The sequence below is a fragment of the Clostridium sp. BSD2780061688st1 H5 genome, from assembly GCF_005845155.1.
GTDB classification, from domain to species: Bacteria; Bacillota; Clostridia; order Lachnospirales; family Lachnospiraceae; genus Claveliimonas; species Claveliimonas intestinigallinarum.
On record NZ_SPGT01000014.1, the window covers coordinates 38,581 to 64,484 of the forward strand.

Sequence of the window (25,904 nt, forward strand, 5' to 3'; positions counted from 1 at the left end):
GGTTTGCCGTCTTCCTTTTCATTTCCGCGGGCTCTTCTGTCATCTGCCGACCGTGACATTTCTCCTGAATTCTATGTAGGTCATAGCAAAATAGATCAGGTACACGGCGGTAAAGAGGAGAACGGACAGGCCGAAATAGGACCAGGCCGGAGCCGTCACGCCGGAGTAGCGGGCGAAATTTTCCCCGATATACCCGGCGAACATAGCCCCCAGTGCCAGGGCTGCCAGGAAGGGACACAGATAGTAGATGAAGAGCTGCCGCAGGATCAGACCCGACAGCTCCCGATCCCCCAGTCCCAGCTTCCGCAGGATGTCGTACCGTCTCCTGTGCTTCGCCGCGTCCGAGAGCTGCTGCACAGCCAGCACGGTCAGAGCTACACACAGGTAGACAAGACCAATATAGAAGAGTGGAAACATGAAGGTAGAGAGCAGGAACTGCATGTCAAAGGTCTCCGGCTCTCGGACAAGCACAAAGCTGTTAGACACGTACATGATATCTGACCCGTAGCCGTAGTCCTCTGTCGTCTCCTCCCAGCCGTACCAGTCATCCGTCCCTGCCGCGGCCCCCTCCAGCTCCATGAGAGCCGCCCGCAGCTCTCTCATGGAGCGCAGGTTCTCTTTGTCTCCCTCCTGCTGCCCCTGTGCCTGAGCGGCAAAAAGGGCGTAGTAGGGCTGCATCCGGTCCGCCGCCGCATCCGGCACCACCAGCACGTAATCCGCGCCGTTGTGGCCGTTCTGCTCAAAGCCCCCTGTCTCTATGCCGGCGCATGTGTAGTCCTGTCTCTCCCCGCCGGGGCCGGAGAGCGAAAGGGGCTTCTCCGTCATGGGCTCTACGTTCTCCCGGAGCCGCTCCTTTGTCTGCACCAGGTACTCTCCATCCCCCAGAGACACCGGCTCCCTTCCCAGCATAGCCCGGAGGGCATTGTAGTCGCTCAGCTTCATGTAGGTATCATAGTGGAAATAGGCCCCGTCCACTCCCGTCTCCTGGCTCTCCAGCCAGTCATTCCATCGGGACAACCCGTTCTCGTAGATCTGGTAAACGCGGCTGGACTCCACCGATGCGTACTCCTCTGTCAGCTGCTCCTCCTGCCGGAAATCATACCCTGGATCCGGACTGTAGACCATCACGTCAAAGGGCCACTTTTCCTCTGCCTGGGTGAGCTGGAACTGGTTCAGCATGAGGGCGCAGGAGGCCCCCACAAAGGCGGCGGCAAAGAGGATGGTGAGAGTCCCCATGGTAAACCGCATGGTCCGCACCTTGGAGGCCAGCTGGCGCAGCACAAAAATGCGCTCATGGCGCCATAGCCCCGCTCCTCCTGCCCGGATGTATTTTACAAGGAAGCCGGACAGGCCGGCGAACAGGCCGTACACAGCCGCCGACAGGCCGGCCAGCAGAGGCCACACGGTCTCCATGGTGATCCGTCCGTCAAGAAGGAGAAAAGCAAAGATGAGAAAATAGACAAGGGAGCCCGCAAAGATCCACCAGGAGCGGTCCCCTCCCTGACCTGCCTCCTCGCCCCTTCTCTCCTCGTCCAGCATGTCCCGGATGTCCATCCTCCGGAACCGCCTGTGGTTCCGCAGAAGGGCCAGCACATAGGAGCCAAAATAGATTCCCCCGGTAAGGGCAAAGGTCTCCCAGCCCCAGTCCATGGAGAGGTCATAGCTTATGTCCAGCATACCGTAGATCGCGGTCAGCATGACCTGCTGCCAGAAGAGTCCCGGCAGGATGCCGGCTGTGAAGGCGATTACCCCGAGAAGGAAGTTTTCCCGCAGGAACAGCCTGGCGATCTGTCTCTTGTGAAAGCCCAGGAGCATATAGATACCAAACTCCCGGCTCCGCTTCCCCGCCATGAATTTCACCATGTAGTGGATCAGCCAGATGACGATGAGCACCACAAAAAAGGTGGCCACTCCGATCATGGCTCCAAACAAGCCGGCCTCCGCCGACAGTCTCCGGACATTTTCCGAGAAAATCATGGAGTTGAAGGAGAACATGAGGGCGCTGATGAGGATCATGGTAAAGAGGTATATGGAATAATCCCGAAGAGACCGCTTCATGTTCCGAAACGCCAGCTTACCCAGCATCCGTCTCACCTCCTGTCAGGGAGAGGACGTCCAGTATCTCGCTCAGGAAATCCTTTCTCTTTTTCTCCCCTCTCCTCAGCTCGTGAAAGATCCGGCCGTCCTTTAAAAAGAGGATACGGCGGCACCAGCTGGCAGAGAAGGCGTCGTGGGTCACCATGAGGATGGTCACCGCCATCTCCCGGTTCATCTTCTCCAGCGTCTCCAGAAGGATGCGGGAGGATCGGGAGTCCAGCGCCCCGGTGGGCTCGTCGGCAAAGACGATAGCCGGATGGTTGATGAGGGCTCTGGCGCAGGCGCACCGCTGCTTCTGTCCCCCGGACACCTGGAAGGGAAATTTATCCTTCAGCTCCAGGATCCCGAGCCTGCCCATAATGTCCTCCGTCCGCTGCTGTATCTCCTTTTTCCCCTTGCCGGTGAGGGACAGGGCCAGGGAAATATTTTCCCCCAGGGTGAGGGTGTCCAGCAGATTGAAGTCCTGGAACACAAAGCCCAGATTGTTCTTCCTGAAATCCGCCTTCTGCTCCTCCTTAAGGCCTGTAATATCCTCCCTGCCGTACCAGATGTGTCCGCTGGTCACCCGGTCGATGGTGGCCATCACATTCAAAAGAGTGGTTTTTCCGGAGCCGGATGCCCCCATGATACCCACGAACTCGCCCCTGTCCACCTGGAAGGAAAGCCGGTCCAGGGCCTTGGTCAGATTGTCCTTTGTCCCATAGTATTTTTCAATGTCTTCCACACGGATCAGTTCCCGCATAAACAGTTCTCTCCTTTCCCGCTGTCTTGTATGTCTGTCAGTATAACAGGCGGGAGAGTCCTCTGCCCGCATGAAAGACTTCACTAATCTTACAATCTTGAAAGACTTCGGCCGGCCGCCCCGCTCCCCTTACTCATCTCTGGTAAAGAGGCTGCCCCCGTCGGGGAAGAGGAGAGTGATCCGCGTGCAGGATCCCCTCTCCGACCAGGCCTCTATCTCCATCCCCAGCTGACGGCACAGCTTTTTGCACAGGTAGAGGCCGATGCCTGTGGCACCTCCCCTGTCCCGGCCGTTTGTGCCGGTAAATCCCTTGTCGAAGACCCGGTCCACCTCCTCCGGAGGGATGCCGATCCCTCTGTCCTCCACGGTGAGGCTCTGTCCATGGGGCAGGCTCTCCCCGCGGATGAGGATGAGCCCGCTCCCCTCCTTCTTATACTGGACCGCGTTCATGAGAAGCTGCACCAGGATAAACTCCAGCCATTTGCCGTCGCAGTAGACGGACATGTCCTCAGGCGCCTCCGTCCGGATCTCCATATGGTTGTCCATAAGGTAGTACCGGCACCTGTCCACTGCCCCGTACACGCAGGGGAGCAGCTTCATACGGCGGATGACATAGTCCCGGTAAACCCCGTCCGACCTGGCGTAGAAGAGGGCCCTATCCACTGCCGCCGACAGAAGCTCCGCCTCCCGCTGGATGCGCCGTCCGTCTATGGGCGGCGCAGCTATGGGCGACGCAGCCATGGGCGCAGGGGAGCCATCCGCCCCGCCTGCCGTGGCCGCCAGCGTGATGGCCGAAAGAGGCCTCTTCGCCTCGTGGATCCATCCCTCGATAAACTCTCTGTACTCCCTGTGCTCCCTCTCCAGGTGGCGTGCCTCATCCACCAGGGACTTCCCGGCTCTTTGGAGTATTTCCCGGTGGAGCCGGTCTGTGAGCCTTGGGGAGTCCGGCAGCAGCTCCCCGATGAGCCAGGGCTGATCCAGTCGCTCCAGGGCTGCGAACACCTGGTCAAAATATCTCTTTTTCCTGTAAAAGTCCATCCCAAGAAAGGCGGCCAGCAGAAAGCTCCAGGCAGCAAAAAACAGGGCCATCTGCCCTGCCTTCACCTTGCACGCCCAGAAAAAGCCTGCCGCCGCCATCATACACAGGATCTGGAATAAAAGGAACTGCATTTTATCTTTCAGATAGTCGTTCAAACGCATAATTCATACCCCTGTCCTCTCCTCGTGCGGATCAGCTCTGCGGCTCCGATGTCCTTGAGCTTTTCCCTGATCCGGGCTATATTCACACTGAGAGTGTTGTCATCTATATAAATGTGGTCGTCCCAGAGCCCGTCCAGCAGCTCCTGCCTGGACACGATCCGGCCGCTGTGGAGGAAGAGAAGGTACAGGATCCGAAGCTCCGTTCTTGTCAGAAGCGCCGTTCCCCGGGCCGTGACTGTGGCGTCCAGAATGTTCAGGGTGCATCCCCCTGCGGTCAGAGTGTGGAGCTCCTCCTTTTTCCCGGACCGCAGCAGGACGGCCCGGATGCGGGCCATCACCACAGGGACGCAGCAGGGCTTTGTGATGTAGTCGTCCGCCCCGCTGGTAAGCCCGGTCAGCTCGTCCATGGAGGAGCCCCTCCCCGTGATGAAGATCACCGGGATATCGCTCCTGCTGCGGATCTGCCTGCAGGCGGCCAGGCCGTCCCCGCCGGGAAGCTGGATGTCCAGAAGGATCAGATCCGGCGCAAGCCGTTCTGCCTCCTGGGCAAGCTGTCCAAAGTCCTCCGCAAGGAATACCTGGTAGCCCTCCCGTTCCAGGGCATACTGAAGCTCCTCCCTCTGTCCCTCATCGTCCTCCGCCAGGAAGATCCTCCCCGCTGGTCTCTCTAATGTGCTCTCCATTGTCTGTCCCACAAAAACACTCCCCGCTGTCTTCCCTTACGCCTTCTCTGGCTCCGGGTAATCCTCTCCCATTGTGTCCACTGTCACCTTCTTCATCCGCTGTGTCTCCAGGGGCCTGTCGCTGTAGTCAGTGGCCGTCTCGGCGATCTTGTTCACAATGTCCATACCCTCGATGATCTTTCCAAAGGCCGCGTAAGCCCCGTCCAGATGGGGAGAGGTCTTGTGCATGATAAAGAACTGGCTGCCTGCTGAGTCCGGGTGCATGGCCCTTGCCATGGAGAGGACTCCCTCCGTGTGCTTCAGGTCATTGGCGAAGCCGTTCTGGCTGAATTCGCCCTTGATCGTGTAGCCCGGGCCGCCCATGCCTGTCCCGTCCGGACAGCCGCCCTGAATCATAAAGCCGCTGATGACCCGGTGGAAGATAAGGCCGTCGTAGAAGCCCTTGTTCACCAGGGAAATAAAGTTGTTCACTGTGTTGGGCGCGATCTCCGGGTAGAGCTCCGCCTTCATAATGTCTCCGTTTTCCATCTCAAATGTAACGATTGGGTTTGCCATGTTTATTTACCTCATTTCCTATTTTTTTCAGAAACTGTCTTTCCAGGGTATTGTAGCACAGCAGGAAAAATACTGCAATCGGAGCAGTCAACTCACAAACAGGGTTCCTCCTCTCTCAGGCTTTATTTATGTTGATTAAATATAAATTTTTTTAATATTAAAGATACAAATTATGAAATTGACTTTGCTTTCCTCTAATGATACGATTTTTTATAGTAGTAAGTTTACAAAACATTTTGCAATTCAGTTTGGAGGAAGAGCTATGGAGTACAAGACAGCGAAACGTATGGAAAGCCTGCCTTTTTCCGAGATCCGCGCGGTGATGGAGAAAGCCACGAAAATGCAGCAGGCAGGAGAAAATGTCATTCATCTGGAGATCGGACGTCCGGATTTTGACACCCCGGAAAAGATCAAGGAGGCCGCCTATGAAAGCCTGAAGGAGGGACATGTATTTTACACCTCCAACTACGGGATACCGGCCCTGAGAAAAGAGATCGCCAAGTGGGAGACCGAGCATCACGGCGTGCAGTATGAGGCCGATGAGGTTCTGGTGACAGTGGGTGTCGGAGAAGCCACCTACGCTTCCATGGCAGCCTTCCTGGAGGACGGCGATGAAGTCCTTGTCCCCAATCCGGTATGGCTGAACTACATCCACGTTCCCTCCTCCCTGGGAGCTGTCCCTGTGACATACAGCCTGAAGGAGGAGAACAACTACCAGATCGACATGGAGGAGCTGGAGTCCAAGATCACAGACAGGACAAAGATGATCGTCATCGTCAACCCCAGCAACCCCACAGGTGGGGTTCTCTCCAGAGAGACTCTGGAAAAGCTCAGCCAGATCGCCATCAAGAACGACCTTCTTGTCGTGGCGGACGAGATTTACAGCCAGCTCGTATACGATGACACAAAACACGTCAGCATTGCCTCCCTTCCCGGCATGAAGGAGAGAACCATCACACTGGGCGGCTTTTCCAAGGCCTATTCCATGACCGGCTGGCGTCTCGGATACATGTGTGCTCCCAAAGGCATTATCGCCGCCTGCGTCAGAGTACACCAGTACACCATCACCTGCGCTTCCTCCTTTGTACAGGATGCAGCCATCACTGCTCTGCGGGACTGCGCAGACGATGTGGAGGCTATGCGGCAGGAGTATCAGAGACGGAAGGACTACGCAGTGAAAGCCCTCAACGAGATCGACGGCATCAGCTGCAACAATCCCCAGGGCGCGTTCTACATCTTTGTGAATGTCAAGAGCCTGGGCATGCCTTCCATGGAGGTGGCCGAGTACTTCCTGGAGGAGGCCAAGGTGGCCATGGTTCCCGGATCCGCTTTCGGCTCCGAGGGAGAGGGCTATCTGAGACTGTCCTACTCCTGCAGCTACGAGGATCTTCAGGAGGCAATCCGCAGGATTAAGGACGCTGTTGAAAAACTGAAAAAATAAAGCAACAAAAGGAAAGAGGTTAGAAACATGGCAGTAGGATGCAGAATTAAGAGAAACTTTGAGAGACCGGCCAAGGAACTGGTGGAAGCCTTCCGCGGAATTCCGGTAGCCAACATTGACGACCAGTGCGGCAGGATTGCTGCGGTAGACGCAAGCATTTATCCCTTAAATCCCAAGGCTCGCCTTCTGGGAACCGCCTTCACCGTAAACGCTCCGGCAGGAGACAATCTCCTGTTCCACAAGGCACTTGATATGGCTCAGCCGGGGGATGTCATCGTCCTGGCAAACAAGGGCAGCATGAGCCGCTCCTTATGCGGAGAGATCATGAGCAGCTACGCGAAGTCCAGAGGTCTGGCGGGCATCATCATCGATGGATGCGTGCGCGACAGCTACGCTCTCAGCCAGATGGATTTCCCGGTATACGCAAAAGGCGTAACCCCCAACGGGCCATACAAGAACGGTCCCGGAGAAATGAATTTCCCCGTGTCCTTCGCAGGCATCATCATCAATCCCGGCGATATCATCGTCGGTGACTCCGACGGACTGATCGCCATCCGGCCTGAGTTCGCCAAAGAGCTGGCTGAGAAGGCAAAAGCCTACCACGCAGGCGAGGAGAAACAGCTGGAGGGTATCCACACCCGCGGCGAGTGGCCCCGTCCATGGGTTGACGAGACACTGGAAAAGGTTGGCTTTGAGTTTGTAGACTAGTTCACAGACCAGGATATCCATTGAGATACATCCAGATCAAAAGGACCGCTGTGCGGTCCTTTTTTACTGCCTGTCTTTCGTTTTTTCATCCAGGGAGTACAGCACCAGTCCCCCTTTCTTCTCGTAGCCTGTATCCCACATTTCTTCAAAATCCAGCTCCGACGCCTCCCCGTAGGTGGCTGCTGTCACATAAAAACGCCCTCCTCTCTCCTCATAGCCGGTGAGGAGGAACCAGTGCCAGGTAAAGTCCCCGAACTGCTTTCTGTCCCTGTGATAGAGGAGAAGGCAGGGCACCGGCAGCCCCTGGCCGATTTCCCTTCTCACCGCCTCTTTGGCCTCCTCCACGTCCTTCTCCCCGTGGAGGGGCTCCATGACAAGGGCCTTTCCGTCTTCATTTCCCAGATCTCTGAGATAAGCCTGAAATCCCTCTATATAGGTCTCCAGCCGGTCGATTCCTCCTGCTCTTGGCTTCAGGTAGGGCTTCATCTTCATGCTGAAGTCCTTGTAGTCCTGCTTTGTGAGATGGCGCACATCCCCCGGGTAAAGACCTGTCATCCCTCTTCGCAGGGCCAGGTAAATGCAGGTATCGCAGGCTGTGGCCGCCCCGCAGCCGCCGATGTGCATGACAATATTGGTGAACCAGTCCTGGTTCCCGCCGTAGGCCCCCTCGATCTCAAAATAATCCACATGTCTTTCCATAGCCGGTCTTCCCTTCATCTTTTCTATAAAATTCTTTCGAAATTCTTCATAATTTCCTGCTCTTTATCTTTATATCTTTCTCCTATACTGGAGACAACAAAAAGAAACACTGTTTTTCCGAGTTTTGAGGAGGGGATTTTATGAGAGCTGCCATAGGTCGCATGGAAAATATACTGGTCACACACAGGCCCGGACTGTCTTACCAGACGGACTACTCTGTGTCCTCCCTGATCCTCATGTTCTTTACCTTTTCCTTTGCAGGCTGGCTCTGGGAGGTAGGCCTCCACCTGGTGGTGGACGGCATGTTCTTCAACAGGGGCTTCATGACCGGCCCCTGGCTCCCCATCTATGGGACAGGAGGCGTGCTCATCCTCGTGCTTCTGAAAAGATGGCGGAGCCGCCCTCTCCTGTCCTTTGGCCTGATCCTGCTTTTGTGCGGCACGGTGGAGTACTTCGCCGGCCTCTTCCTGGAAACCCTGTTCGGGGTCCGCTGGTGGAACTACAGCGGCATGCTCTTCCAGATACAGGGCCGGGTATGCCTGGAGGGACTGCTCCTCTTCGGTGCGGGAGGCCTCTTCATTATCTACATCGCCGCCCCTGTGCTGGATAGCCGTTTCCAGCGCCTGTCAGAGCTTCAGAAGAACGTGCTCTGCGGCGCCCTTCTTCTCATTTTCCTTCTGGATCTGGCCTGCTCCTTTCTCTCTCCCAACATGGGCTTTGGCATCACTTCACTGTGATCTGTCCCAGGATCTCTCCTATGGGAGCGGATATGGTAAGCTCAGCACCCACCTCCCTGGCCGTGGCGCTCTTGTTGATGACCACCAGATGCCTGCCGTGAAAATAGTCGATAAAGCTGGCCGCCGGGTAGACTACCAGGGATGTACCGCCTATGATGAGGGTGTCCGCCTCGCTGATGGCCTGGATGCTTCTCTGGATTGTCACCGCGTCCAGGCTCTCCTCATAGAGGACCACGTCCGGCTTGATGACGCCTCCGCACTCGCACCTGGGAATGCCAGGAGCCGCCTTTACGTAGGCCGCATCGTAGAACCGGCCGCACTTCTGGCAATAATTTCTGTGAATGCTGCCGTGGAGCTCATACACCTTCCTGCTTCCCGCCTTCTGGTGGAGTCCGTCAATATTCTGGGTGATAACCGCCGTCAGGCGCCCCGCCTCCTCCAGCTGGGCCAGCTTTCTGTGGGCCGGATTGGGCTCCGCGTCCAGACACATCATCTTCTCCTTGTAAAAGTCATAGAACACATCCGGGTGGGCCTTAAAGAAGCTGTGGCTCACCACCTGCTCCGGCGCGTACTTGTAGTGCTGGTGGTAGATGCCGTCCGCGCTCCGGAAGTCCGGTATCCCGCTCTCCGTGGAGACGCCCGCCCCTCCAAAAAAAACAATCCTCTCACTGTCATCTATGATCTCCTGCAGCTTTCTTACTTCCTCCTCGTACATGCGATCACCGCCTCCGCTTAAAACTGAAATAGGTTTAATCCAATCTCCTCGCTGTATTTTCTGTCCACATTCCCCGGAATGACTGTTATGACCATCTCGCAGGTGGCGCTGACCCGCGCCCGGTTCAGATGGCCTCCGAAGACCTGCCCCTTCTCATCGCCTGCGCTCATGTGCAGGTGGGCGTAAAACTCTCCGTCCATAGTGTTGATAGTCCCTGTCAGGGACACGATCTCAAAAGCCCCCTCAAACTCGTTGGCCAGGTATTTCTTCTCGTCTGTTTTGAACACGCCGACTGTAAACTGGCTGATAGCCCCCAGGGCCTGGACGGACGCCAGCTTGATGTCCTCCTTCAGGGCGATCTCCTTCACCTTGTCCAGGATCTCCTCCCCCTTGTCAATTCTTGCGATAATGGTATTTTCAAATCTTCTGTATTCCATGATACTGCCTCCTTTACTTCTTTTAGTGTACCACTTTTCGGCCTAAATGGATAAATCAGATTTTGTTTTGCCGACCTTTTTGCAGTATGCGACCAACAGCTTCCAGCAGCCGCGCCCTGCAAGGCAGAGGAATACACCTACTACAAGCGCTATCACAAATTCTGCAATAGGATTTAATTCCATCATCCCCGTAAATATTCCCATATTTTCCACATATGGCAATCCGAGATGCCAAATGTAATCCACAAGTTTCACAGCCATCAAAACCGGACTTGCAATACCGCAAAGGATAAATACCGGAGCCATGATCGCAAGACACGGAATAACAAACATCCCGGTAAGTCCTACTCCGCTGTAAAACGCGCAGACCATCAGCAGCCTGTTCCAGCTAAACCCGCTTTCTTTGGAAAGCAAATCGCCAAGATATGCTTTTGCGAGATCCTTCGGGCTTCCTAATCTGCTCAATATCTGTTCTGTCGTAAGATTGTCGCCTTCCATTTCCAGGATAGAGCTTTTTATCTCTTTTACAATATCCACTCTCTCAGAAGTTGGAAGCGGCTTTAAGCTTTTATCAACAGTATCCAAGTATTTTTCAAATGTAGTATCCATCATTTTATTCTCCTTTCAGATCTGACATGACATTTAACAAATTTTGCCATTCCTTATTCATTGCCTCCAGATATTCCTGCCCTTCCGCCGTCAAAGAATAGTATTTGCGTGGCGGCAGTCCCTCTGCCGACTCCTGCCATATAGATTGAAGATAGTTTTCTTTCTGCAATCGCCTCAGCAAAGGATATACCGTACTTTCTGTTGAAGAAATGATAGGATATTTGCTTAATTCCTGCAAAATCTCATATCCATAATATACTTTTTTATTCAGCATGAGCAGAATACAGTACTCTAGCGTCCCCCTCACTATCTGCGATTTCCATTTGTCCAAATTCATCCTGTTCACCTCACTACTGTTTCATTTGCATATACATCGTACTACACAGTATATGCATTTTCAATAGTATATTTTCAAAAATAATACCTTTTAAAAAGCAGTACTATTATACTGCTTCCCCGATAAAAAAAGAAGAGTACCTCTCCTGGCACTCTTCCCTCTGTTTTCGTCTCTAAATTTTACTGTCCCGTCTCTCCGCTGTACCCTCTGAAGAACTCCTCCAGTCCCTCCAGGGTCTTCACAAGGACAGGAATTTCGTCCTCGGAGAGCTTACTTATGATGGCCTGGGTCATCTGGCGATGGTAGTCCTCGTGGTGATGGTAGGCCTTGACACCCTTCTCCGTCAGCCTGACATAGACCACACGCCGGTCCTTCTCGCTGCGGCGGCGCTCCACGTAGGCTTTGTTCACAAGGCTGTTCACGGCTGTCGTCAGAGAGCCCACGGTGATATTCAGCTTCCTGGCAATGGAGGACATGTTGTTCCCCTCTCCCAGGCCGATGGCCTCTATGACGTGCATATCATTGTTTGTCAGATCCTTGAAATCCTCTGTGATAATGGCCTTCTCCTCCAGCTCCCATAACTCGTGGAACAGACCTACGAGAATATCGTTAATGGCCCTGTATGCATCTTCCATGAACATTTTCCTTTCTATGATCCTATAAAAAGTGACTGGATCACTTCTCTGACTGTCTCAATCCTGTCCGCCTTCCAGGCACCTGCCCCGCAGAAGAGAAGGGCGTTCTCCACATCTCCCTTTGCCGCACTGACAAGGGCGTCTGTAATGCAGTAGGGAATTTCGGCGGGATTGCAGGTGTGGAGGCATCTGTGACAGGGGCTGTGGGGAATTTTCTCTCCGCCCATGACCCGCTCCATAAACCGGTTCCGGATGGCCCTCCCCGGCATGCCCACCGGGCTTTTTACAATCACAATGTCCTCTTTTCCCGCCCGGATGTAGGCTTCCTTGTACCGGATGTCCGCATCGCACTCCTCTGTGGTGACAAACCGGCTGGCCACCTGAATGGCGTCCGCCCCCAGATCGAAGGCTTTGCGGGCCCTCTCCCGGTTGTCAATGCCGCCGGCCAGGGCCACCGGGATCCTTGTCTCATACTTTTCCTCAAAGGAGAGAACCGTCTTAAAGATGGCCCGTATCTCCTCCTCGTAGGCAGGGGAAATCTCCTCCGATGCCGCCTGGCCCGGCTCCACAAACTGATCCAACTGCTCCCTGGTAAAGCCCAGATGTCCTCCCGCGAGAGGCCCCTCCACCACGAGAAGATCGGGCATCCTCTTGTACTTTTTATCCCAGTACCGGAGAACCACACGGGCCGCCTTCTCCGTGGAGACAATGGGAGCCAGAGCAGGCTCTGTCTCTCTTCCCGCCTCCCTGGCCGCCTCGGCCGCTGCCTTTGGCAGGTCCATGGGAAGCCCGGCTCCGGAGATGATGATGTCCGCTCCCGCCGCCACGGTAGCTTTCACGTACTCCTCATAGCACCGGCTGGCCACCATGATGTTAAAGCCGATTACTCCTTCAGGCGCAATGGCCCGGGCCCTGTCAAGCTCCTTTTTCACGGCCCGCAGGTTGGCTCCCAGGGAGTCCCTGTCAAAATCCGGCTCCCGGAAGCCAATCTGAGCGGTGGAGATAATGCCCACGCCGCCCTCTCTGGCCACTGCGCCAGCCAGGCCGCCCAGGCTGATCCCCACTCCCATGCCGCCCTGTATCAGTGGCAGCCTGGCTTCTCTCTCGCCCAGTTTCAATGGTTTTATTTCCATACAGCACTCCTACATCCGGCGGAAACGCTCATACCGCCTCTGGGTCAGCTCCTCGGCTGACATGCTTTCATATTTCTCCAGGAACTCATCTATGCTCTCTGAAATCCGGTTTGTCACTTCCTCCAGATTCAGCACAGTGTAGTGGGACGGCTCGGGGAACACCTTCTCCACGATGCCCGCCCTGTAGAGGTCATGGGCTGTCAGCTTCATGACACCTGCCGCCTCCTTCGCCTTCGTGCTGTCCTTCCAGAGGATACTGGCAAAGCCCTCCGGCGAGAGGATGGAGTAGATGGAATTCTCCAGCATCCACACCTCGTCCGCCGTTGCCATAGCCAGGGCGCCGCCGCTGCCGCCCTCCCCGATAATGATGGAGAGCACCGGCACCCGCAGGCCGGACATTTCATAGATGTTTCTGGCAATGGCCTCGCCCTGCCCTCTCTCCTCGGCCTCCAGGCCGCAGAAGGCTCCCGGCGTGTCCACAAAGCAGATGACCGGCCGGCCGAACTTCTCCGCCTGCTTCATAAGACGGAGAGCCTTGCGGTATCCGTCCGGCGAGGGCATACCGAAGTTGCGCTCTATATTCTCCTTTGTGGTCGTTCCCTTGGCCTGCGCAATGACTGTCACAGGCTGACCGTGAAACCTGGCTATGCCTCCGATAATGGCCTTGTCATCCGCAAAATATCTATCCCCGTGGAACTCCATAAAGTCTGTAAACAGAGTCTGGATATAATCAGAGCCAACCGGGCGGTCCTTCATGCGGGAGATCTGGACTCTGTCCCATGCGGAAAGTTCGTCCTCCTCTTCCCCTGCCGCTGTCTCCGCCTCAGGCCGCTCAGGCTGCATGTCTCTCTTTTCTCTCCTGGGGGCGCCTGTCTTCTGATGCATCTGAAGAATTTCGGAGAGGACTGTCTTCATCTCCTCCCTCTCCACGATGCGGTCAATGAAGCCGTGCTCCAGCAGGAACTCGGATCTCTGGAAGCCCTTTGGCAGCTTCTGGCCGATGGTCTGCTCGATGACTCTGGGGCCGGCAAAGCCGATGAGGGCCTTGGGCTCCGCCAGGATCACGTCTCCCAGCATGGCAAAGCTGGCCGTCACGCCCCCGGTGGTAGGATCTGTCAGAACAGAAATGTAGAGAAGTCCCGCGTCGCTGTGGCGCTTGATGGCTGCAGAGGTCTTGGCCATCTGCATGAGGGAGGTGATGCCCTCCTGCATCCTGGCTCCTCCGGAACAGGCAAAGAGGATGACCGGAAGGCGCTCCTTTGTAGCCCGCTCCACAGCCCTTGCGATCTTCTCGCCCACGGCCTCCCCCATACTTGACATGAGGAAACGCCCGTCGCAGACGCCGATCACAGTCTCCAGGCCATTGATCTCGGCCTTTCCTGTCACAATCGCCTCTTTCAGCTTCGTCTTCTCCTGCACAGCCGCCAGCTTCTCCGGATAGCCCTTATAGTCCATGGGGTTGGCGCCCACAAGATCCTTGTCCCACTCCTCAAAGGTCCCGTCGTCGGCGATCATCTCAATACGCCGGTAGGCGTGCACGCGGAAATAGCCGCCGCACTTGGGACAGATATAATAGCCGCGCTTCACATCCTCGGCGATGATGGCGCTGCCGCACTTGTTACACTTGCGCAGCAGTCCCTCCGGCACCTCAGGCCGCCTCTCCCGCAGGGAGATGTAGCCCTTTCTGGCAGAGCCGGATCTGGTCTTTTTAAACATGTTTTCTAACTTCATTTTTACGCTTCTTTCCGGGCTTTCTCAAGCTCTTCGATGAATTCGATGTCTATGTTTCCGGCGATGTAGTCCGGGTTGTTCAGTATCTCGTACTGGTAGTCCACGTTGGTGTCAATCCCCTCGATGATGACCTCGCCGAGGGCGCTCCTCATCTTGCGGATGGCCTCGTCCCTGTTCTTGGCCCACACGATCAGCTTGGCGATCATGGAGTCATAGTAGGGGGGAATGGTGTACCCGCTGTAGATGGCGGAGTCGATGCGGATGCCCTTGCCTCCCGGCAGGTACATGTCCGTGATGGTACCCGGGGAGGGGCGGAAGCCCTTTTCCGGGTTCTCTGCGTTGATCCTGCACTCGATGGCGTGGCCGCTGAGCTTCACATCCTCTTGCCTGTAGGAGAGCTCTCTTCCGGAGGCGATGCGGATCTGCTCCTTGATGAGGTCGATCCCTGTCACCCACTCGGTCACCGGGTGCTCCACCTGGATCCGGGTGTTCATCTCCATGAAATAGAAATTGCCGTTCTTCTCAAGGAGGAACTCGATGGTGCCGGCATTGACATAGCCCGCCGCCTTGGCTGCCCTGACAGCGGCCTCCCCCATCTTCTGCCTCAGCTCATCGGAGATGGCGTCGCAGGGGGACTCCTCGATCATCTTCTGGTGATTTCTCTGGATGGAGCAGTCCCTCTCTCCCAAGTGGATGACGTGTCCGTAATTGTCCGCCAGGATCTGGAACTCGATGTGTCGGGGATGCTGTACAAAATGCTCGATGTACATGGTGTCGTCCCCAAAGGCCATCTGAGTCTCCTTCTGGGCTGTCTGGAAGCTGCTCTCAAACTCCTCCGGCGTATTCGCCACGCGCATACCCTTTCCGCCGCCTCCCAGAGCCGCCTTCACGATAACCGGATAGCCGATCTCGTCTGCGATCCTGGCGCCCTCCTTCGCATCGTACACCGGCTCCTTGCTGCCCGGTATCACGGGGACACCGGCGGCCATCATGGTGTTTCTCGCCTCCTGCTTGTTTCCCAGGCGGGCGATGACGTCTGACCCGGGCCCGATAAAGGTGATGTTGCACTGCTCGCACAGCTCCGCGAACCGGCTGTTCTCAGAGAGGAAGCCAAATCCCGGATGGATGGCATCAGCGCCGGAAATGATGGTGGCGCTGATGATCCGGTCCATACTCAGATAGCTCTCCGTGGAGGGCGCAGGCCCGATACAGATTGCCTCATCCGCAAGCTGTGTGTGGAGGGCCTCCCTGTCGGCCTCCGAGTAGACGGCCACTGTCTCAATGCCCATCTCCCGGCAGGCCCGGATAATGCGGACCGCGATCTCGCCCCGGTTGGCGATCAGTACTTTCTTAATCATCTGGCTCATTTCTATCTATTCCTCCCGTCCGGTCTAGCCTACCATAAAGGTCAGCTCCGCGCTGACTACCACCTTGCCGTCCACACTGGCAACTGCCTCACCAATTCCCATAGGCCCCTTGGCCTTGATGATCCTTGTCTCCAGCTTTACCTTGTCTCCCGGCACGATCTTCCCTTTAAATTTACATTTGTTGATGCCTCCGAAGTAGGCGATCTTTCCTTTGTTTTCCTCCTTGCTCAGGATAGCCACAGCCCCTACCTGGGCCAGTGCCTCCACAGTGAGCACACCGGGCATCACCGGTTCCTGGGGAAAATGTCCCTTGAAGAAATCCTCTCTGTATGTAACGCATTTATAGCCAACCGCAAACTGTCCCGGCTCATAGTCCTCGATGTAGTCCACAAGGAGGAAGGGATGGCGGTGGGGAATGATCTCTTTGATCTGATTGATATCCAAATGGTTCATGCTCTTTGTCTCCTTCCTATGAAAGGCGGAACAGAGGCTGTCCGTACTCTACGGCCTGGCCGTTTTCCACGTAGATCTCCTCCACTGTCCCGTCAAAGTCGCTCTCGATCTCATTCATCAGCTTCATGGCCTCCACAATGGCCATAACCTGCCCCTTCTTCACCGTGTCTCCCACAGACACATAGGGATCCGCGTCCTCAGCAGGAGCCGCATAGAAGGTTCCCACCAGGGGGCTCTTGACGATCTTGCCAGAGGGCTCTGTGGCCGTCTCCTCCGATACCGCCTGTGCCGGCGCAGACCCGGGAGCTGCCGCCGAAGCCGCTGCAGGGGCCGCTACCTGGACGGCCGGAGCTGTCACGGCGCCCGCCGCGAAGGCCGCGGGGCTGTCCGCTGTCTGCACAGCTGTGACGATGGTCTCTTTTTCCTTTGTGAGATGGAGCTTGACGCCCTTCTCCTCATATTTCAGCCCGGTCAGCTCTGAGTCAGAGACTGCCTGGATCAGTTTTAACAGGTTCTCAAATTCCATGATCTCGCACCTCTTTTTATTCTTCGTATTTCTTGATCAGCAGTGTCGCGTTGTGCCCGCCAAATCCGAGGGAGTTGGTCATGGCGTAGTGGATCTCCTTCTCCACCGGCGCTCCCACCGCATAGTTCAGGTCGCAGTCCTTGTCCGTCTCCACGGTTCCCATGGTCTGGTGGATAAAGCCTTCCTCCACGGATTTCACCAGGGTGATGAACTCCACGCCGCCGGCTGCCCCCAGAAGGTGGCCGATCATGGATTTTGTGGAGTTGATGACCACGTCCTTGGCCGCGTCGCCAAAGGCCTTCTTGATAGCCCTTGTCTCAAAGAGGTCATTGTGATGAGTGCTGGTGCCGTGGGCATTGATGTACTCTACCTGTGAAGGTGCAACCTCCGCCTCCTCCATGGCAAGCTCCATGGCCTTGGCTGCTCCTGCCCCGTCCTCTGCCGGGGATGTGATGTGGTAGGCGTCGCCTGTGGCGCCGTATCCCACAACCTCCGCGTAGATCTTCGCTCCTCTGGCCTTCGCGTGCTCCAGCTCCTCCAGAACAACCACGCCGGCTCCCTCGCCCATGACAAATCCGTCTCTGTCCTTGTCAAAGGGGCGGGACGCTGTGGCCGGGTCCGGGTTGGTAGAGAGGGCGGTGAGGGCGGTAAATCCGGCCACGCCTGTGGCGCAGATGGCGCTCTCTGTTCCCCCTGCCAGCATAATATCCGCATCACCATACTGAATAGCCCGGAAGGCGTCTCCGATACAGTGGGTTCCCGTTGCGCAGGCTGTCACCACGTTGGTGCACTTGCCCCGGAAGCCCAGCTGGATAGACACATTTCCGGCTGCCATGTTTGAGATCATGAGGGGCACCATCAGGGGATTGACCTTGTTAGGGCCCTTTGTCTTGATCTTCTCGTAGCTGGACTCCACCTGCTGCAGGCTTCCGATCCCGGAGCCGATGATGACGCCGGCGCGGAAGGAGTCCTCCTTCTCAATGTCAAGCCCCGCGTCGTCGTAGGCCTCTTTTGCGGCTGCCACAGCATACTGGGAGAAGGCCTCCATTCTCCTGGCCGCCTTGAAATCCATCCTGTCCTTTGCCACAAAGTCCTTCACCTCTGCGGCCAGCTTGACCTTATAGTCTGTCGTGTCAAACTTGGTGATGGGCGCGATGCCCACCTTTCCCGCCTTTACTCCTGCCCAGAACTCGGGGGCTGTATTTCCCAGGGGAGTCACCGCTCCAAGTCCTGTCACAACTACTCTTCTCTTCATCATATCGCCATTCCTCCGTCTACCTGGATCACCTGTCCTGTAATATAGCCTGCGTCGTCAGAAGCCAGAAAAGCCGCCGTCTTCGCGATGTCCTCCGGCTTTCCGAATCTTCCGAGAGGGATCTGGGCCACAGACGCCTCCTTCACTGCATCAGAGAGAACCGCCGTCATCTCTGTCTCAATAAATCCGGGAGCAATGGCGTTCACCGTGATGCCCCTGGATGCCAGCTCTCTTGCCACCGCCTTGGTCAGGCCGATGACACCGGCCTTGGAGGAGGCATAATTGGCCTGTCCCGCGTTGCCGGCAATGCCCACGACAGAGGACATGTTGATGATGCGCCCGCTCCTCTGCTTCAGCATCTGTCTGGACGCGAAGCGGATGGTATTGAAGGTTCCCTTCAGGTTTGTCTCGATGACTTTATCAAAATCCTCCTCAGACATCTTCATCAGAAGTCCGTCCCTTGTAATGCCCGCATTGTTGACAAGGATATCCAGTCTTCCGTAGGTCTTGATGACGTCCTGGATGAACTCCTGGCACTTCTCAAAATCAGACACATTGCACTGGTACACCTCAGCCTTTCCGCCGGCCGCCTCGATCTCCTTCTTTACTTCCTCCGCTCGGTCCTTTGAACCGTTGTAGTTGACTACCACGAAAGCTCCCCGGGATGCCAGCTCCAGAGCGATGGCTCTTCCGATGCCCCGGGATGCCCCTGTTACTACTGCAATCTTTCCATCTAACATTTTCTCGTACAGGGCGGATCACGCCCCTGCCTCCTTCTTGCTCTTCAACTTTACTTCAGGCTCTCTGCCACTTTCTCCACGTCAGCCCATGTGCCCACATTGTAGACGGTCACATCCCGGCTGATCTTTCTCATAAATCCGGCCAGAGTCCTGCCCGGACCGATCTCCACAAAGGTATCCACCCCTGCCGCGATCAGGTTCTCCATGCTCTGCTGCCAGCGCACGGAGGAGCTGACCTGGCGGGCCAGCAGCTCTTTTGTCTGGCTGATGTCCGTCACCTCCTGGGCCGTCACGTTTGTCACGTAGGGCACCTTCAGGGGAGACAGCTCTACGCCCTGCAGCACCTCTGCCAGCTCTTCGCCTGCCTTCCCAAGCATGGGTGAGTGGAAGGGACCGCTGACGTTCAGCATGACAGTCCTTTTCGCTCCGGCTTCCTTCAGCTTCTCTGCCGCAGCCTCCACCGCCTTTGTCTCTCCGGTGATGACAATCTGCCCCGGACAGTTGTAGTTGGCAATGGATACGCCCTCCATGGTATCTGTCACCTTCTCAATCTCTTCACCTGTCATGCCCATGATGGCACACATGGCCCCCTCCCCTGCAGGAACTGTGTTCTGCATGAGGAGGCCTCTCTTTCTCACAAGGCGGATGGCGTCCTCATCCTTCATACCGCCGGCCGCCGCGATGGCGCAGTACTCGCCAAGGCTTAAGCCCGCTGTCACATCCGGATGGATGCCGGCCTCCTCCACGACCTTTGTCATAGCCAGGCAGGTAGTCACAAGGGCTGCCTGCGTGTACTCTGTCAGGTCCAATTTATCGTTTTCATGAAAGCACAAATCCTTCATGTCAATGTCCATGTTATCCTTCAGCACCTCCGCGGCCATGTCATACACAGCCTTTGCCGAAGCGCTGTTCTCGTAGAAATCCTGGCCCATGCCGCATTTCTGCGCGCCCTGTCCCGGATAAATAAATGCTATCTTACTCATAAAAGCCCGCTCCTTTGATCAGTGCATCTGTCTCGCTCACCAGCTTGTCGATGAGCTGTTTGCAGGACATTCTCTCCTTCACCATGCCGGCGATCTGTCCTGCCATAACGCTTCCGTTCTTCACATCGCCCTCCACAACGGCCTTGCGAAGTCCGCCCAGCGTCAGGAGCTCCAGCTCCTCAAAGCTTGCGCCCTTGTTCTCCAGCTCCAGATATTTCTTTGTCATGTCGTTCCTAAGAGCGCGCACCGGATGTCCTGTAGTGCGGCCTGTGACGCGGGAGTCGATATCCTTTGCCTTGATGATGCGCTCCTTGTAATTCTCATGTACCTGGGACTCGTCTGTGACAACAAAGTGTGTGCCCAGCTGCACGCCCCGTGCTCCCAGCATGAACGCCGCGGCAATGCCTCTTCCGTCAGCGATGCCGCCTGCGGCGATGACGGGAATATTCACCGCGTCCACCACCTGGGGAACAAGCACCATAGTGGTGTTCTCACCGATGTGTCCGCCGGCCTCTGTTCCCTCGGCCACGACCGCGTCAGCGCCGCAGCGCTCCATGCGCTTTGCGAGAGCCACGGAAGCGACCACCGGGATAACCTTCACACCGGCTTCCTTCCACATCTTCATGTATTTTTCCGGGCTTCCGGCTCCGGTGGTGACCACCTTCACGCCTTCCTCCACGATGACCTTAGCGACGTCGTCCGCGTGGGGACTCATAAGCATGATATTGACGCCGAAAGGCTTGTCTGTCAGTTTCTTTGCTTCTCTGATCTGTTCGCGCACCCAGTCTGCCGGAGCGCTTGCTGCTCCTATCAGCCCAAGCCCACCGGCATTTGATACGCCGGCTGCCAAGTGATATTCAGCGACCCAGGCCATACCGCCCTGGATAATCGGATATTCAATTCCCAGTAATTCCGTTACTTCTGTTTTCATATTGACAACCTCTTTTTTCTTTTTTATTTCGCTTATTTCTCTCTATTTGTGGGACTCAATGTAAGAGATTACATCGCCGACTGTAGCGATCTGCTCCAGATCCTCTGTGGGGATCTCCACGTCGTACTCTTCCTCCAGAGCCATAACAAGCTCAAACAGGTCCAGAGAGTCCGCTCCAAGGTCCTCTTTAAAGGAAGTCTCCTCTGTGATTGTCTCTGCGTCCACTCCTAATGAATCTGCTACCATTTCTTTGATCTTTTCCAGCATTGTCTTGTTCTCCTTTTCTTTTACCTTTTCGTTTTGATTTTATCTATGCCATCGCCGCCTCCGGGCAGCGCTGCACACTTATTTATTCCAGTCCATGACTGCCGCGCCCCAGGAGAGGCCGGCTCCAAATCCGGCGATCACGATCCTCTGTCCCGCCTTCAGCCGTCCCTCCCGGTTCAGCTCATCCAGCAGGATGGGGATGCTGGCGGAGGAGGTGTTGCCGTACTCCTGCAGGTTCATGGGGAACTTCTCTATGGGCTCCTCCATCCTCTTTGCCACCGACTCCACGATCCTCTTGTTGGCCTGGTGGAGCACATACAGGTCTACATCCTGCTTTGTGAGCCCGTTTTTCTCAAGCACCTTATCTATAACCTCCGGTACCTTCTTCACAGCGAACTTGAACACGCCCCGGCCGTCCATCTGCATGAGCGTCTCCTCCTCGGGGATGCTCTCCCAGTTTTTATTATAGCGGCTTGTACAGGTGAGGGCCTCGCCCTTGCTCCCCGCGGAGTGAGTCACTGGATAGTAGAATGTTCCTTCTCCGGCCTTCACCACTGCGGCTCCGGCCCCGTCGCCGAAGAGGATGCAGGTTCCTCTGTCCTTCCAGTTTGTCAGATTGGACAGACTCTCGCTCCCTATGACAAGGATAGTCTTGTACATGCCGGACGCCAGGTAGGCCAGGGCCGCGCTGTAACCAAACACAAATCCCGTGCAGGCGGCGCTCATATCATAGCAGGTGGCGTTCACCGCGCCGATCTCTCTTTGCACCTCACAGGCGGCGCAGGGGAGGATCACATTGGAGGAAATGGTGGACACAAGGATCAGGTCCACCTCCTCGGGAGCTGTGCCGCTGTCCTCAAGAGCCTTTCTGGCCGCGTCCGCCGCCATGGACACCGTAGTCTCATCAGTGATGATGTGGCGTCTCACCACGCCTGTCCTCTCCCGTATCCACTCGTCGCTGGTCTCCACAAGCTGCGCAATATCATTGTTATCCATCGTATGTACAGGAACACTGGAGCCTGTACCACATATCACTCCGGTCATGTCTTTGCTTCCTCGTTTCTTCTATTATTTCGATGCTTCAAATATTTTTAGTCTGAAATATTTTGACTTTCAAAGTATATAGCAGTACTCGTCTTCTGTCAAGAGCTTTGACCAAACAATCCTGCTCTGTTTTTCGACATGTCTGCTCCAGTTCGCCTTCTGTCCGCCCTGCGGCAGGCCTACTCTTTCCGCGCCCTCACCAGCAGCATCATAGGGCGGCGCATCTCGTCCCTCATGCCCGGCAGCTCCAGCACAGCGGGATCCGGGCAGGCCTCCTCCACCGCTGTCAGGACAAACCCGCAGGCCAGCAGTCCGCCCAGTATCTGGGTCAGGGTGTGGTGCTGCTTCACCACCTCCTCCCCGAGAAAGACCGTCCTCCTCTCCCCCGGATAGAAGTAGTCGTCCACCGGCCAGTACAGGGCCCGGCCCTCCCCATCCCGGATCCACTCCTCCCTCACGCTCCCGGTAAACGCAGGATGCTCTATATTGATCAGGAAGTCTCCTCCGCTCCTCAGGGTCCGGTACACCTTCCTGTATATGCTCTCCAGATCCGCAATATAGTGGAGCACCAGGTTGGACACCACCAGGTCAAACGCCTCCTTTGGGTATTCGTACTCCTCCAGAGCGCAGACCTGATAGCTGATCCTCTCATCCGGGTTCCGCTTCCTGGCCTCTCCTATCATGCGGCTGCTCTGGTCGATGGCCGTCACAGACGCGGCCCCCTTCTCCGCCGCATAGGCGCTGTGCCAGCCGTAGCCGCAGCCCAGATCCAGCACGGCCTTTCCTCGTATCTCCGGGAAAAGTCTTTTCAGCTGGTGCCACTCCCCGGCTCCCTCCAGCCCCTTCCGGCTCCTGTCCATCTGCCTGTAGGCCCGGAAAAATGCCGGGTCATCGTATATATTTCCCATACTGCTCTCCTCCTCTGCCCGAGTCTTTGATAACTGAGGCTATTATACTTGAAAAAAAGCAGAAAAAATAGTATAAATATATGGTCTGATAAATAAGGAAATAATAAAAATCTCTGCTGGGCCTCTCTGCTCTGCCGCAGGAAGGCGCAGCATATAGGAAAGGATTTACAGTCAAATGAACAAGAAAGAAAACAGTAAGATGTCACCCGTTCAGTTTGTATTCCGCATCGTCCAGGGTGCCCTGATCGGCCTGGGAGCTGTTCTCCCCGGCATCTCCGGAGGCGTGCTGGGTGTCATCTTCGGCATCTACAAGCCCATCATGGAGCTTTTATCCCACCCCTTTAAAAATTTCAGGACCCATGTGCCCAAGCTGATCCCCGTCTTCATCGGCGGCATCATCGGCTTCCTGGGAGTGGCCAACATCCTGGCCTACTTCCTCAACAAGTACCCGGATCCCTCCGTGTGTCTCTTCATCGGCCTCATCGGCGGCATGCTCCCCTCCCTCTTCCGGGAGGCAGGAGAGCAGGGGCGCACAAAGGGCTCCTGGATCTCCCTCGTAGTGTGCATGTGCGTGATCTTCGCCCTGCTCATCGGCCTGGACATGACCTCCTACGAGGTGGCTCCCAGCTTTGGATGGTATCTGTTCTGCGGCTTCTGCCTGGCTCTGAGCGTCATCGCTCCCGGCATGAGCTTTTCCACCCTGCTGATGCCCCTTGGCCTGTACACGCCCTTTGTGGAGGGCATTGGCCACTTTGACATGGCCATCCTCATCCCCGGCGGCATCGGGGCTCTGGTGACAGTCATCCTGCTGGCCAAGGCCATCAACGCCCTCTTTGACAATTACTACTCCATCGCCTTCCACGGCATTGTGGGCATTGTCATCGCGGCCACAGTCATGATCATCCCTGTCTCCAGCTTCCTGTCAGCCGGCTCCGCCATTGCCAACATCATCTGCATTGTAGTGGGCGTGGTCATCGCGCTGGCCCTGGATAAGTTCAACAGCGGCGTGAAGGTGGAGTAACAGGACAAACCAGCAAGGGAAGTTCTTTCAGACCCAGACCTGCCAAAAAAGCGGACTGCCTGTTCCATGTCCCGGAACAGCAGCCCGCTTTTACACTTTTATTGGATCTACTCCGTCTGTATGATCCGCTCAGCGATCTCCACGCCCGTGATGCTGGTAGCCACGCCGCCCGCTCCGGTCTCCCGAAGGCTCACGTCCATCTTGTCGCCCACTTCCCGCATGGCGTCGATGACCTGATCCACCGGGATGCGGCTCGTGATGCCCGCCAGGGCCATGTCCGCCGCCGCCAGGGCATTGACAGCGCCGCCCACATTTCTCTTGACACAGGGCACCTCCACAAGGCCAGCCACCGGGTCGCACACAAGGCCCATCAGGTTCTTGAGTGCCATGGCAGCTGCATGTCCCATAGTCTCGGCATCCGCCCCCTTCACGTGGCAGATGGCAGCCGCCGCCATCGCGGATCCGGATCCGATCTCAGCCTGACAGCCGCCCGCCGCCCCGGCCAGGAAGGCACGGTTGGCGATGACCTGTCCCACACCGGCAGCCACGTACATAGCCTCCACCATAGTCTCCTCCGGCACCTCGTGCTCCTTAAAATAGGGGATGAGCACAGCCGGGAGAACGCCGCAGGCCCCCGCTGTGGGAGCTGCGATGATACGCTTCATGCAGGCGTTGTTGCAGCCCATCTTCAGAGCCACTGTCATGACCTTGGCCATGAAATCTCCGCACAGGGTGTCTCCCTTTTTCTGATACTCCTCCATGAGGCCGCCCTCTTTCCCCACAAGGCCGCTCCTGGAGATCCGGTCCGGCTCATAGGTGTCCACGTTCTCACACATGATCCGCCACATGCGGGTCATCTCCTTCCAGGAGCTCTCCTCAGACACATTTCTCTCGCTGCAGTCCTCAATCTGGACTGCCTTCCAGAACTCAATTCCCTCTTTTTTACATCTCTCTTTGATTGCTTCTATTGATCCATATGACATAGCTTCGCGCCCCTCCTATTCATCCTCTGCTCCGCTCACATTGAGGAACGTCACCTTGATAATACCGTCCAGATTTTCCAGCCAGGAAATCGCGCTGTCCGGAATAATCTGATCCGTCTCAATGACCATGACAGCATATCCGCCTCTCTTGTCCCTGAAAAGCTGCATAGTGGCGATATTGATGTTCTTCTGGCTTAAAATGTTGGCCACCTGGGCCACATGTCCCGGCTGATCCTGGTTGTGCACGATCAGCGTGTTGCTCTCCGCGTTAAAATTCACTTCGATCCCGTCCAGCTTGCTCACCACGATGCGGCCGCCGCCGATGGAACAGGCCTGGATGTCCAGGCTGTCCGCTCCGTCCGCCTCAAGGATCATCTGCACTGTGTTTGGATGCGCGCCACGGATCTCCTTCTTCTGGATCGTGAAGTCAAGTCCTTCCTCCTTCGCGATCCGGAAGCTGTCCGGAATTCTCATGTCGTCCGGCTTCATCCCCAGAAGCCCGGCCACGATGGCCCGGTCAGTGCCGTGCCCTTCCCCGGTAGCCGCAAAGGAGCCGTGGAGATAGATGGTGGCTTTCTGCGGCTGCCTCCCCAGAAGCTGCCTGCCGATCAGACCGATCCGGTCCGCGCCTGCCGTATGGGAACTGGATGGCCCCACCATGACGGGACCCAAAATGTCAAAAATACTTGCCATACTGCTATACCTTTCCTTTCTTTTTTCTCTCAGCAAAGCACGTCTACATGTCTGGCACTATTATACCATACCCCATCATTCGGCGCTCTAGAAAAATTTTTTATTTTTTCCAAAAAAATGTTTGCAATTTGCTTCGGTATGTGATATTATACTTTTTGTCGAGCGGAGATGGCGGAATGGCAGACGCGCTAGATTCAGGTTCTAGTGGGAGCAATCCTGTGAGGGTTCAAGTCCCTTTCTCCGCATAGTAATAGGAAGCCTTGAGAGATCAAGA

At 56.0% G+C, this 25,904-nt stretch carries 29 protein-coding genes and 1 tRNA gene; 5 read left to right on the top strand and 25 right to left on the bottom strand.

Annotated features, from left to right (window positions below):
* Positions 1 to 39 precede the first annotated feature (39 nt).
* The 5 genes from FGQ86_RS10180 to FGQ86_RS10200 form a co-directional block, all read right to left on the bottom strand.
* On the bottom strand, positions 40 to 2,085 hold the full coding sequence (locus FGQ86_RS10180) for an ABC transporter permease (RefSeq protein ID WP_138303864.1): 2,046 nt from the start codon (positions 2,083 to 2,085) through the stop codon (positions 40 to 42).
* Positions 2,075 to 2,839, bottom strand: a complete 765-nt coding sequence (locus tag FGQ86_RS10185; RefSeq protein ID WP_138303866.1) for an ABC transporter ATP-binding protein — start codon at positions 2,837 to 2,839, stop codon at positions 2,075 to 2,077. Before FGQ86_RS10185 ends, FGQ86_RS10180 begins: the two co-directional genes overlap by 11 nt.
* Before the next feature lie 129 nt (positions 2,840 to 2,968).
* On the bottom strand, positions 2,969 to 4,039 hold the full coding sequence (locus tag FGQ86_RS10190; RefSeq protein ID WP_138303868.1) for a sensor histidine kinase: 1,071 nt from the start codon (positions 4,037 to 4,039) through the stop codon (positions 2,969 to 2,971).
* Entirely contained in the window at positions 4,030 to 4,734 is a 705-nt protein-coding gene (locus FGQ86_RS10195; RefSeq protein ID WP_243127223.1) for a response regulator transcription factor, read from the bottom strand. Before FGQ86_RS10195 ends, FGQ86_RS10190 begins: the two co-directional genes overlap by 10 nt.
* A 24-nt stretch (positions 4,735 to 4,758) precedes the next feature.
* On the bottom strand, positions 4,759 to 5,277 hold the full coding sequence (locus tag FGQ86_RS10200) for a peptidylprolyl isomerase (protein ID WP_138303870.1): 519 nt from the start codon (positions 5,275 to 5,277) through the stop codon (positions 4,759 to 4,761).
* A gap of 262 nt (positions 5,278 to 5,539) precedes the next feature.
* Between FGQ86_RS10200 and FGQ86_RS10205 the strand changes: the two genes are divergently transcribed.
* Positions 5,540 to 6,718 carry a pyridoxal phosphate-dependent aminotransferase gene (locus FGQ86_RS10205; RefSeq protein WP_138303872.1) on the top strand — a complete coding sequence of 393 codons (1,179 nt, stop codon included), beginning with the start codon at positions 5,540 to 5,542 and terminating at the stop codon, positions 6,716 to 6,718.
* 27 nt (positions 6,719 to 6,745) lie between these two features.
* Positions 6,746 to 7,426, top strand: a complete 681-nt coding sequence (locus tag FGQ86_RS10210; protein WP_138303874.1) for an RraA family protein — start codon at positions 6,746 to 6,748, stop codon at positions 7,424 to 7,426.
* Positions 7,427 to 7,489: 63 nt separating this feature from the next.
* Here the strand turns inward: FGQ86_RS10210 and FGQ86_RS10215 are convergent, their stop codons facing one another.
* Positions 7,490 to 8,125, bottom strand: coding sequence for a hypothetical protein (locus FGQ86_RS10215; protein WP_138303876.1), 636 nt, complete (start codon positions 8,123 to 8,125; stop codon positions 7,490 to 7,492).
* Between the two features lie 140 nt (positions 8,126 to 8,265).
* Between FGQ86_RS10215 and FGQ86_RS10220 the strand changes: the two genes are divergently transcribed.
* Positions 8,266 to 8,862, top strand: coding sequence for a putative ABC transporter permease (locus FGQ86_RS10220; RefSeq protein ID WP_138303878.1), 597 nt, complete (start codon positions 8,266 to 8,268; stop codon positions 8,860 to 8,862).
* On the opposite strand, the gene FGQ86_RS10225 is transcribed toward FGQ86_RS10220, so the two are convergent.
* The 17 genes from FGQ86_RS10225 to FGQ86_RS10305 form a co-directional block, all read right to left on the bottom strand.
* Positions 8,849 to 9,577 (bottom strand): NAD-dependent protein deacylase, encoded by a 729-nt coding sequence (locus tag FGQ86_RS10225; RefSeq protein WP_138303880.1) that lies wholly within the window; start codon positions 9,575 to 9,577, stop codon positions 8,849 to 8,851. The two genes, FGQ86_RS10220 and FGQ86_RS10225, sit on opposite strands and share 14 nt — an antisense overlap.
* Before the next feature lie 17 nt (positions 9,578 to 9,594).
* Positions 9,595 to 10,014, bottom strand: coding sequence for a PPC domain-containing DNA-binding protein (locus FGQ86_RS10230; protein WP_138303882.1), 420 nt, complete (start codon positions 10,012 to 10,014; stop codon positions 9,595 to 9,597).
* Positions 10,015 to 10,056: 42 nt separating this feature from the next.
* Positions 10,057 to 10,626 (bottom strand): DUF1700 domain-containing protein, encoded by a 570-nt coding sequence (locus tag FGQ86_RS10235; RefSeq protein ID WP_243127224.1) that lies wholly within the window; start codon positions 10,624 to 10,626, stop codon positions 10,057 to 10,059.
* 1 nt (position 10,627) lies between these two features.
* Entirely contained in the window at positions 10,628 to 10,960 is a 333-nt protein-coding gene (locus FGQ86_RS10240) for a PadR family transcriptional regulator (protein WP_138303884.1), read from the bottom strand.
* Positions 10,961 to 11,139: 179 nt separating this feature from the next.
* Complete coding sequence (locus FGQ86_RS10245) at positions 11,140 to 11,595, bottom strand: MarR family transcriptional regulator (RefSeq protein ID WP_138303886.1); 456 nt, start codon at positions 11,593 to 11,595, stop codon at positions 11,140 to 11,142.
* Between the two features lie 14 nt (positions 11,596 to 11,609).
* Positions 11,610 to 12,728: a nitronate monooxygenase family protein gene (locus tag FGQ86_RS10250; protein ID WP_138303888.1), complete on the bottom strand. Its 1,119-nt coding sequence runs from the start codon at positions 12,726 to 12,728 to the stop codon at positions 11,610 to 11,612.
* 9 nt (positions 12,729 to 12,737) lie between these two features.
* Positions 12,738 to 14,459 (bottom strand): acetyl-CoA carboxylase carboxyltransferase subunit alpha, encoded by a 1,722-nt coding sequence (locus FGQ86_RS10255; RefSeq protein WP_138303890.1) that lies wholly within the window; start codon positions 14,457 to 14,459, stop codon positions 12,738 to 12,740.
* Positions 14,460 to 14,461: 2 nt separating this feature from the next.
* On the bottom strand, positions 14,462 to 15,817 hold the full coding sequence (locus tag FGQ86_RS10260) for an acetyl-CoA carboxylase biotin carboxylase subunit (protein ID WP_138303945.1): 1,356 nt from the start codon (positions 15,815 to 15,817) through the stop codon (positions 14,462 to 14,464).
* A 33-nt stretch (positions 15,818 to 15,850) separates the two neighbouring features.
* Positions 15,851 to 16,279, bottom strand: coding sequence for a 3-hydroxyacyl-ACP dehydratase FabZ (gene fabZ, locus FGQ86_RS10265; protein ID WP_138303892.1), 429 nt, complete (start codon positions 16,277 to 16,279; stop codon positions 15,851 to 15,853).
* Between the two features lie 16 nt (positions 16,280 to 16,295).
* Positions 16,296 to 16,805: an acetyl-CoA carboxylase biotin carboxyl carrier protein gene (accB, locus tag FGQ86_RS10270; protein ID WP_138303895.1), complete on the bottom strand. Its 510-nt coding sequence runs from the start codon at positions 16,803 to 16,805 to the stop codon at positions 16,296 to 16,298.
* Between the two features lie 16 nt (positions 16,806 to 16,821).
* The gene (gene fabF / locus FGQ86_RS10275; RefSeq protein ID WP_138303949.1) at positions 16,822 to 18,060 is read right to left on the bottom strand and encodes a beta-ketoacyl-ACP synthase II; all 1,239 of its coding nucleotides are present in this window, start codon (positions 18,058 to 18,060) and stop codon (positions 16,822 to 16,824) included.
* Entirely contained in the window at positions 18,060 to 18,800 is a 741-nt protein-coding gene (gene fabG / locus FGQ86_RS10280) for a 3-oxoacyl-[acyl-carrier-protein] reductase (RefSeq protein WP_138303898.1), read from the bottom strand. Before fabG ends, fabF begins: the two co-directional genes overlap by 1 nt.
* 50 nt (positions 18,801 to 18,850) lie before the next feature.
* On the bottom strand, positions 18,851 to 19,783 hold the full coding sequence (fabD, locus tag FGQ86_RS10285; protein ID WP_138303900.1) for an ACP S-malonyltransferase: 933 nt from the start codon (positions 19,781 to 19,783) through the stop codon (positions 18,851 to 18,853).
* Positions 19,776 to 20,741, bottom strand: a complete 966-nt coding sequence (fabK, locus tag FGQ86_RS10290; RefSeq protein ID WP_138303902.1) for an enoyl-[acyl-carrier-protein] reductase FabK — start codon at positions 20,739 to 20,741, stop codon at positions 19,776 to 19,778. Before fabK ends, fabD begins: the two co-directional genes overlap by 8 nt.
* 15 nt (positions 20,742 to 20,756) lie before the next feature.
* Positions 20,757 to 20,981, bottom strand: coding sequence for an acyl carrier protein (gene acpP / locus FGQ86_RS10295; RefSeq protein WP_138303904.1), 225 nt, complete (start codon positions 20,979 to 20,981; stop codon positions 20,757 to 20,759).
* Between the two features lie 78 nt (positions 20,982 to 21,059).
* Positions 21,060 to 22,025, bottom strand: coding sequence for a beta-ketoacyl-ACP synthase III (locus FGQ86_RS10300; protein ID WP_138303906.1), 966 nt, complete (start codon positions 22,023 to 22,025; stop codon positions 21,060 to 21,062).
* Positions 22,026 to 22,204: 179 nt separating this feature from the next.
* Complete coding sequence (locus FGQ86_RS10305) at positions 22,205 to 22,933, bottom strand: class I SAM-dependent methyltransferase (RefSeq protein ID WP_138303907.1); 729 nt, start codon at positions 22,931 to 22,933, stop codon at positions 22,205 to 22,207.
* 175 nt (positions 22,934 to 23,108) lie between these two features.
* On the opposite strand from FGQ86_RS10305, the gene FGQ86_RS10310 reads away from it, so the two are divergent.
* A complete protein-coding gene (locus FGQ86_RS10310; protein ID WP_138303909.1) occupies positions 23,109 to 23,954 on the top strand; it encodes a DUF368 domain-containing protein in 846 nt (281 codons plus the stop codon).
* A 107-nt stretch (positions 23,955 to 24,061) separates the two neighbouring features.
* Here the strand turns inward: FGQ86_RS10310 and sdaAA are convergent, their stop codons facing one another.
* Together sdaAA and sdaAB are read right to left on the bottom strand one after the other, a co-directional pair.
* On the bottom strand, positions 24,062 to 24,937 hold the full coding sequence (sdaAA, locus tag FGQ86_RS10315) for an L-serine ammonia-lyase, iron-sulfur-dependent, subunit alpha (RefSeq protein ID WP_138303912.1): 876 nt from the start codon (positions 24,935 to 24,937) through the stop codon (positions 24,062 to 24,064).
* Between the two features lie 15 nt (positions 24,938 to 24,952).
* The gene (sdaAB, locus tag FGQ86_RS10320; RefSeq protein ID WP_138303914.1) at positions 24,953 to 25,630 is read right to left on the bottom strand and encodes an L-serine ammonia-lyase, iron-sulfur-dependent subunit beta; all 678 of its coding nucleotides are present in this window, start codon (positions 25,628 to 25,630) and stop codon (positions 24,953 to 24,955) included.
* Between the two features lie 162 nt (positions 25,631 to 25,792).
* Here sdaAB and FGQ86_RS10325 point away from each other — a divergent pair.
* A tRNA-Leu gene (locus FGQ86_RS10325) sits at positions 25,793 to 25,875 on the top strand.
* Positions 25,876 to 25,904 lie beyond the last annotated feature (29 nt).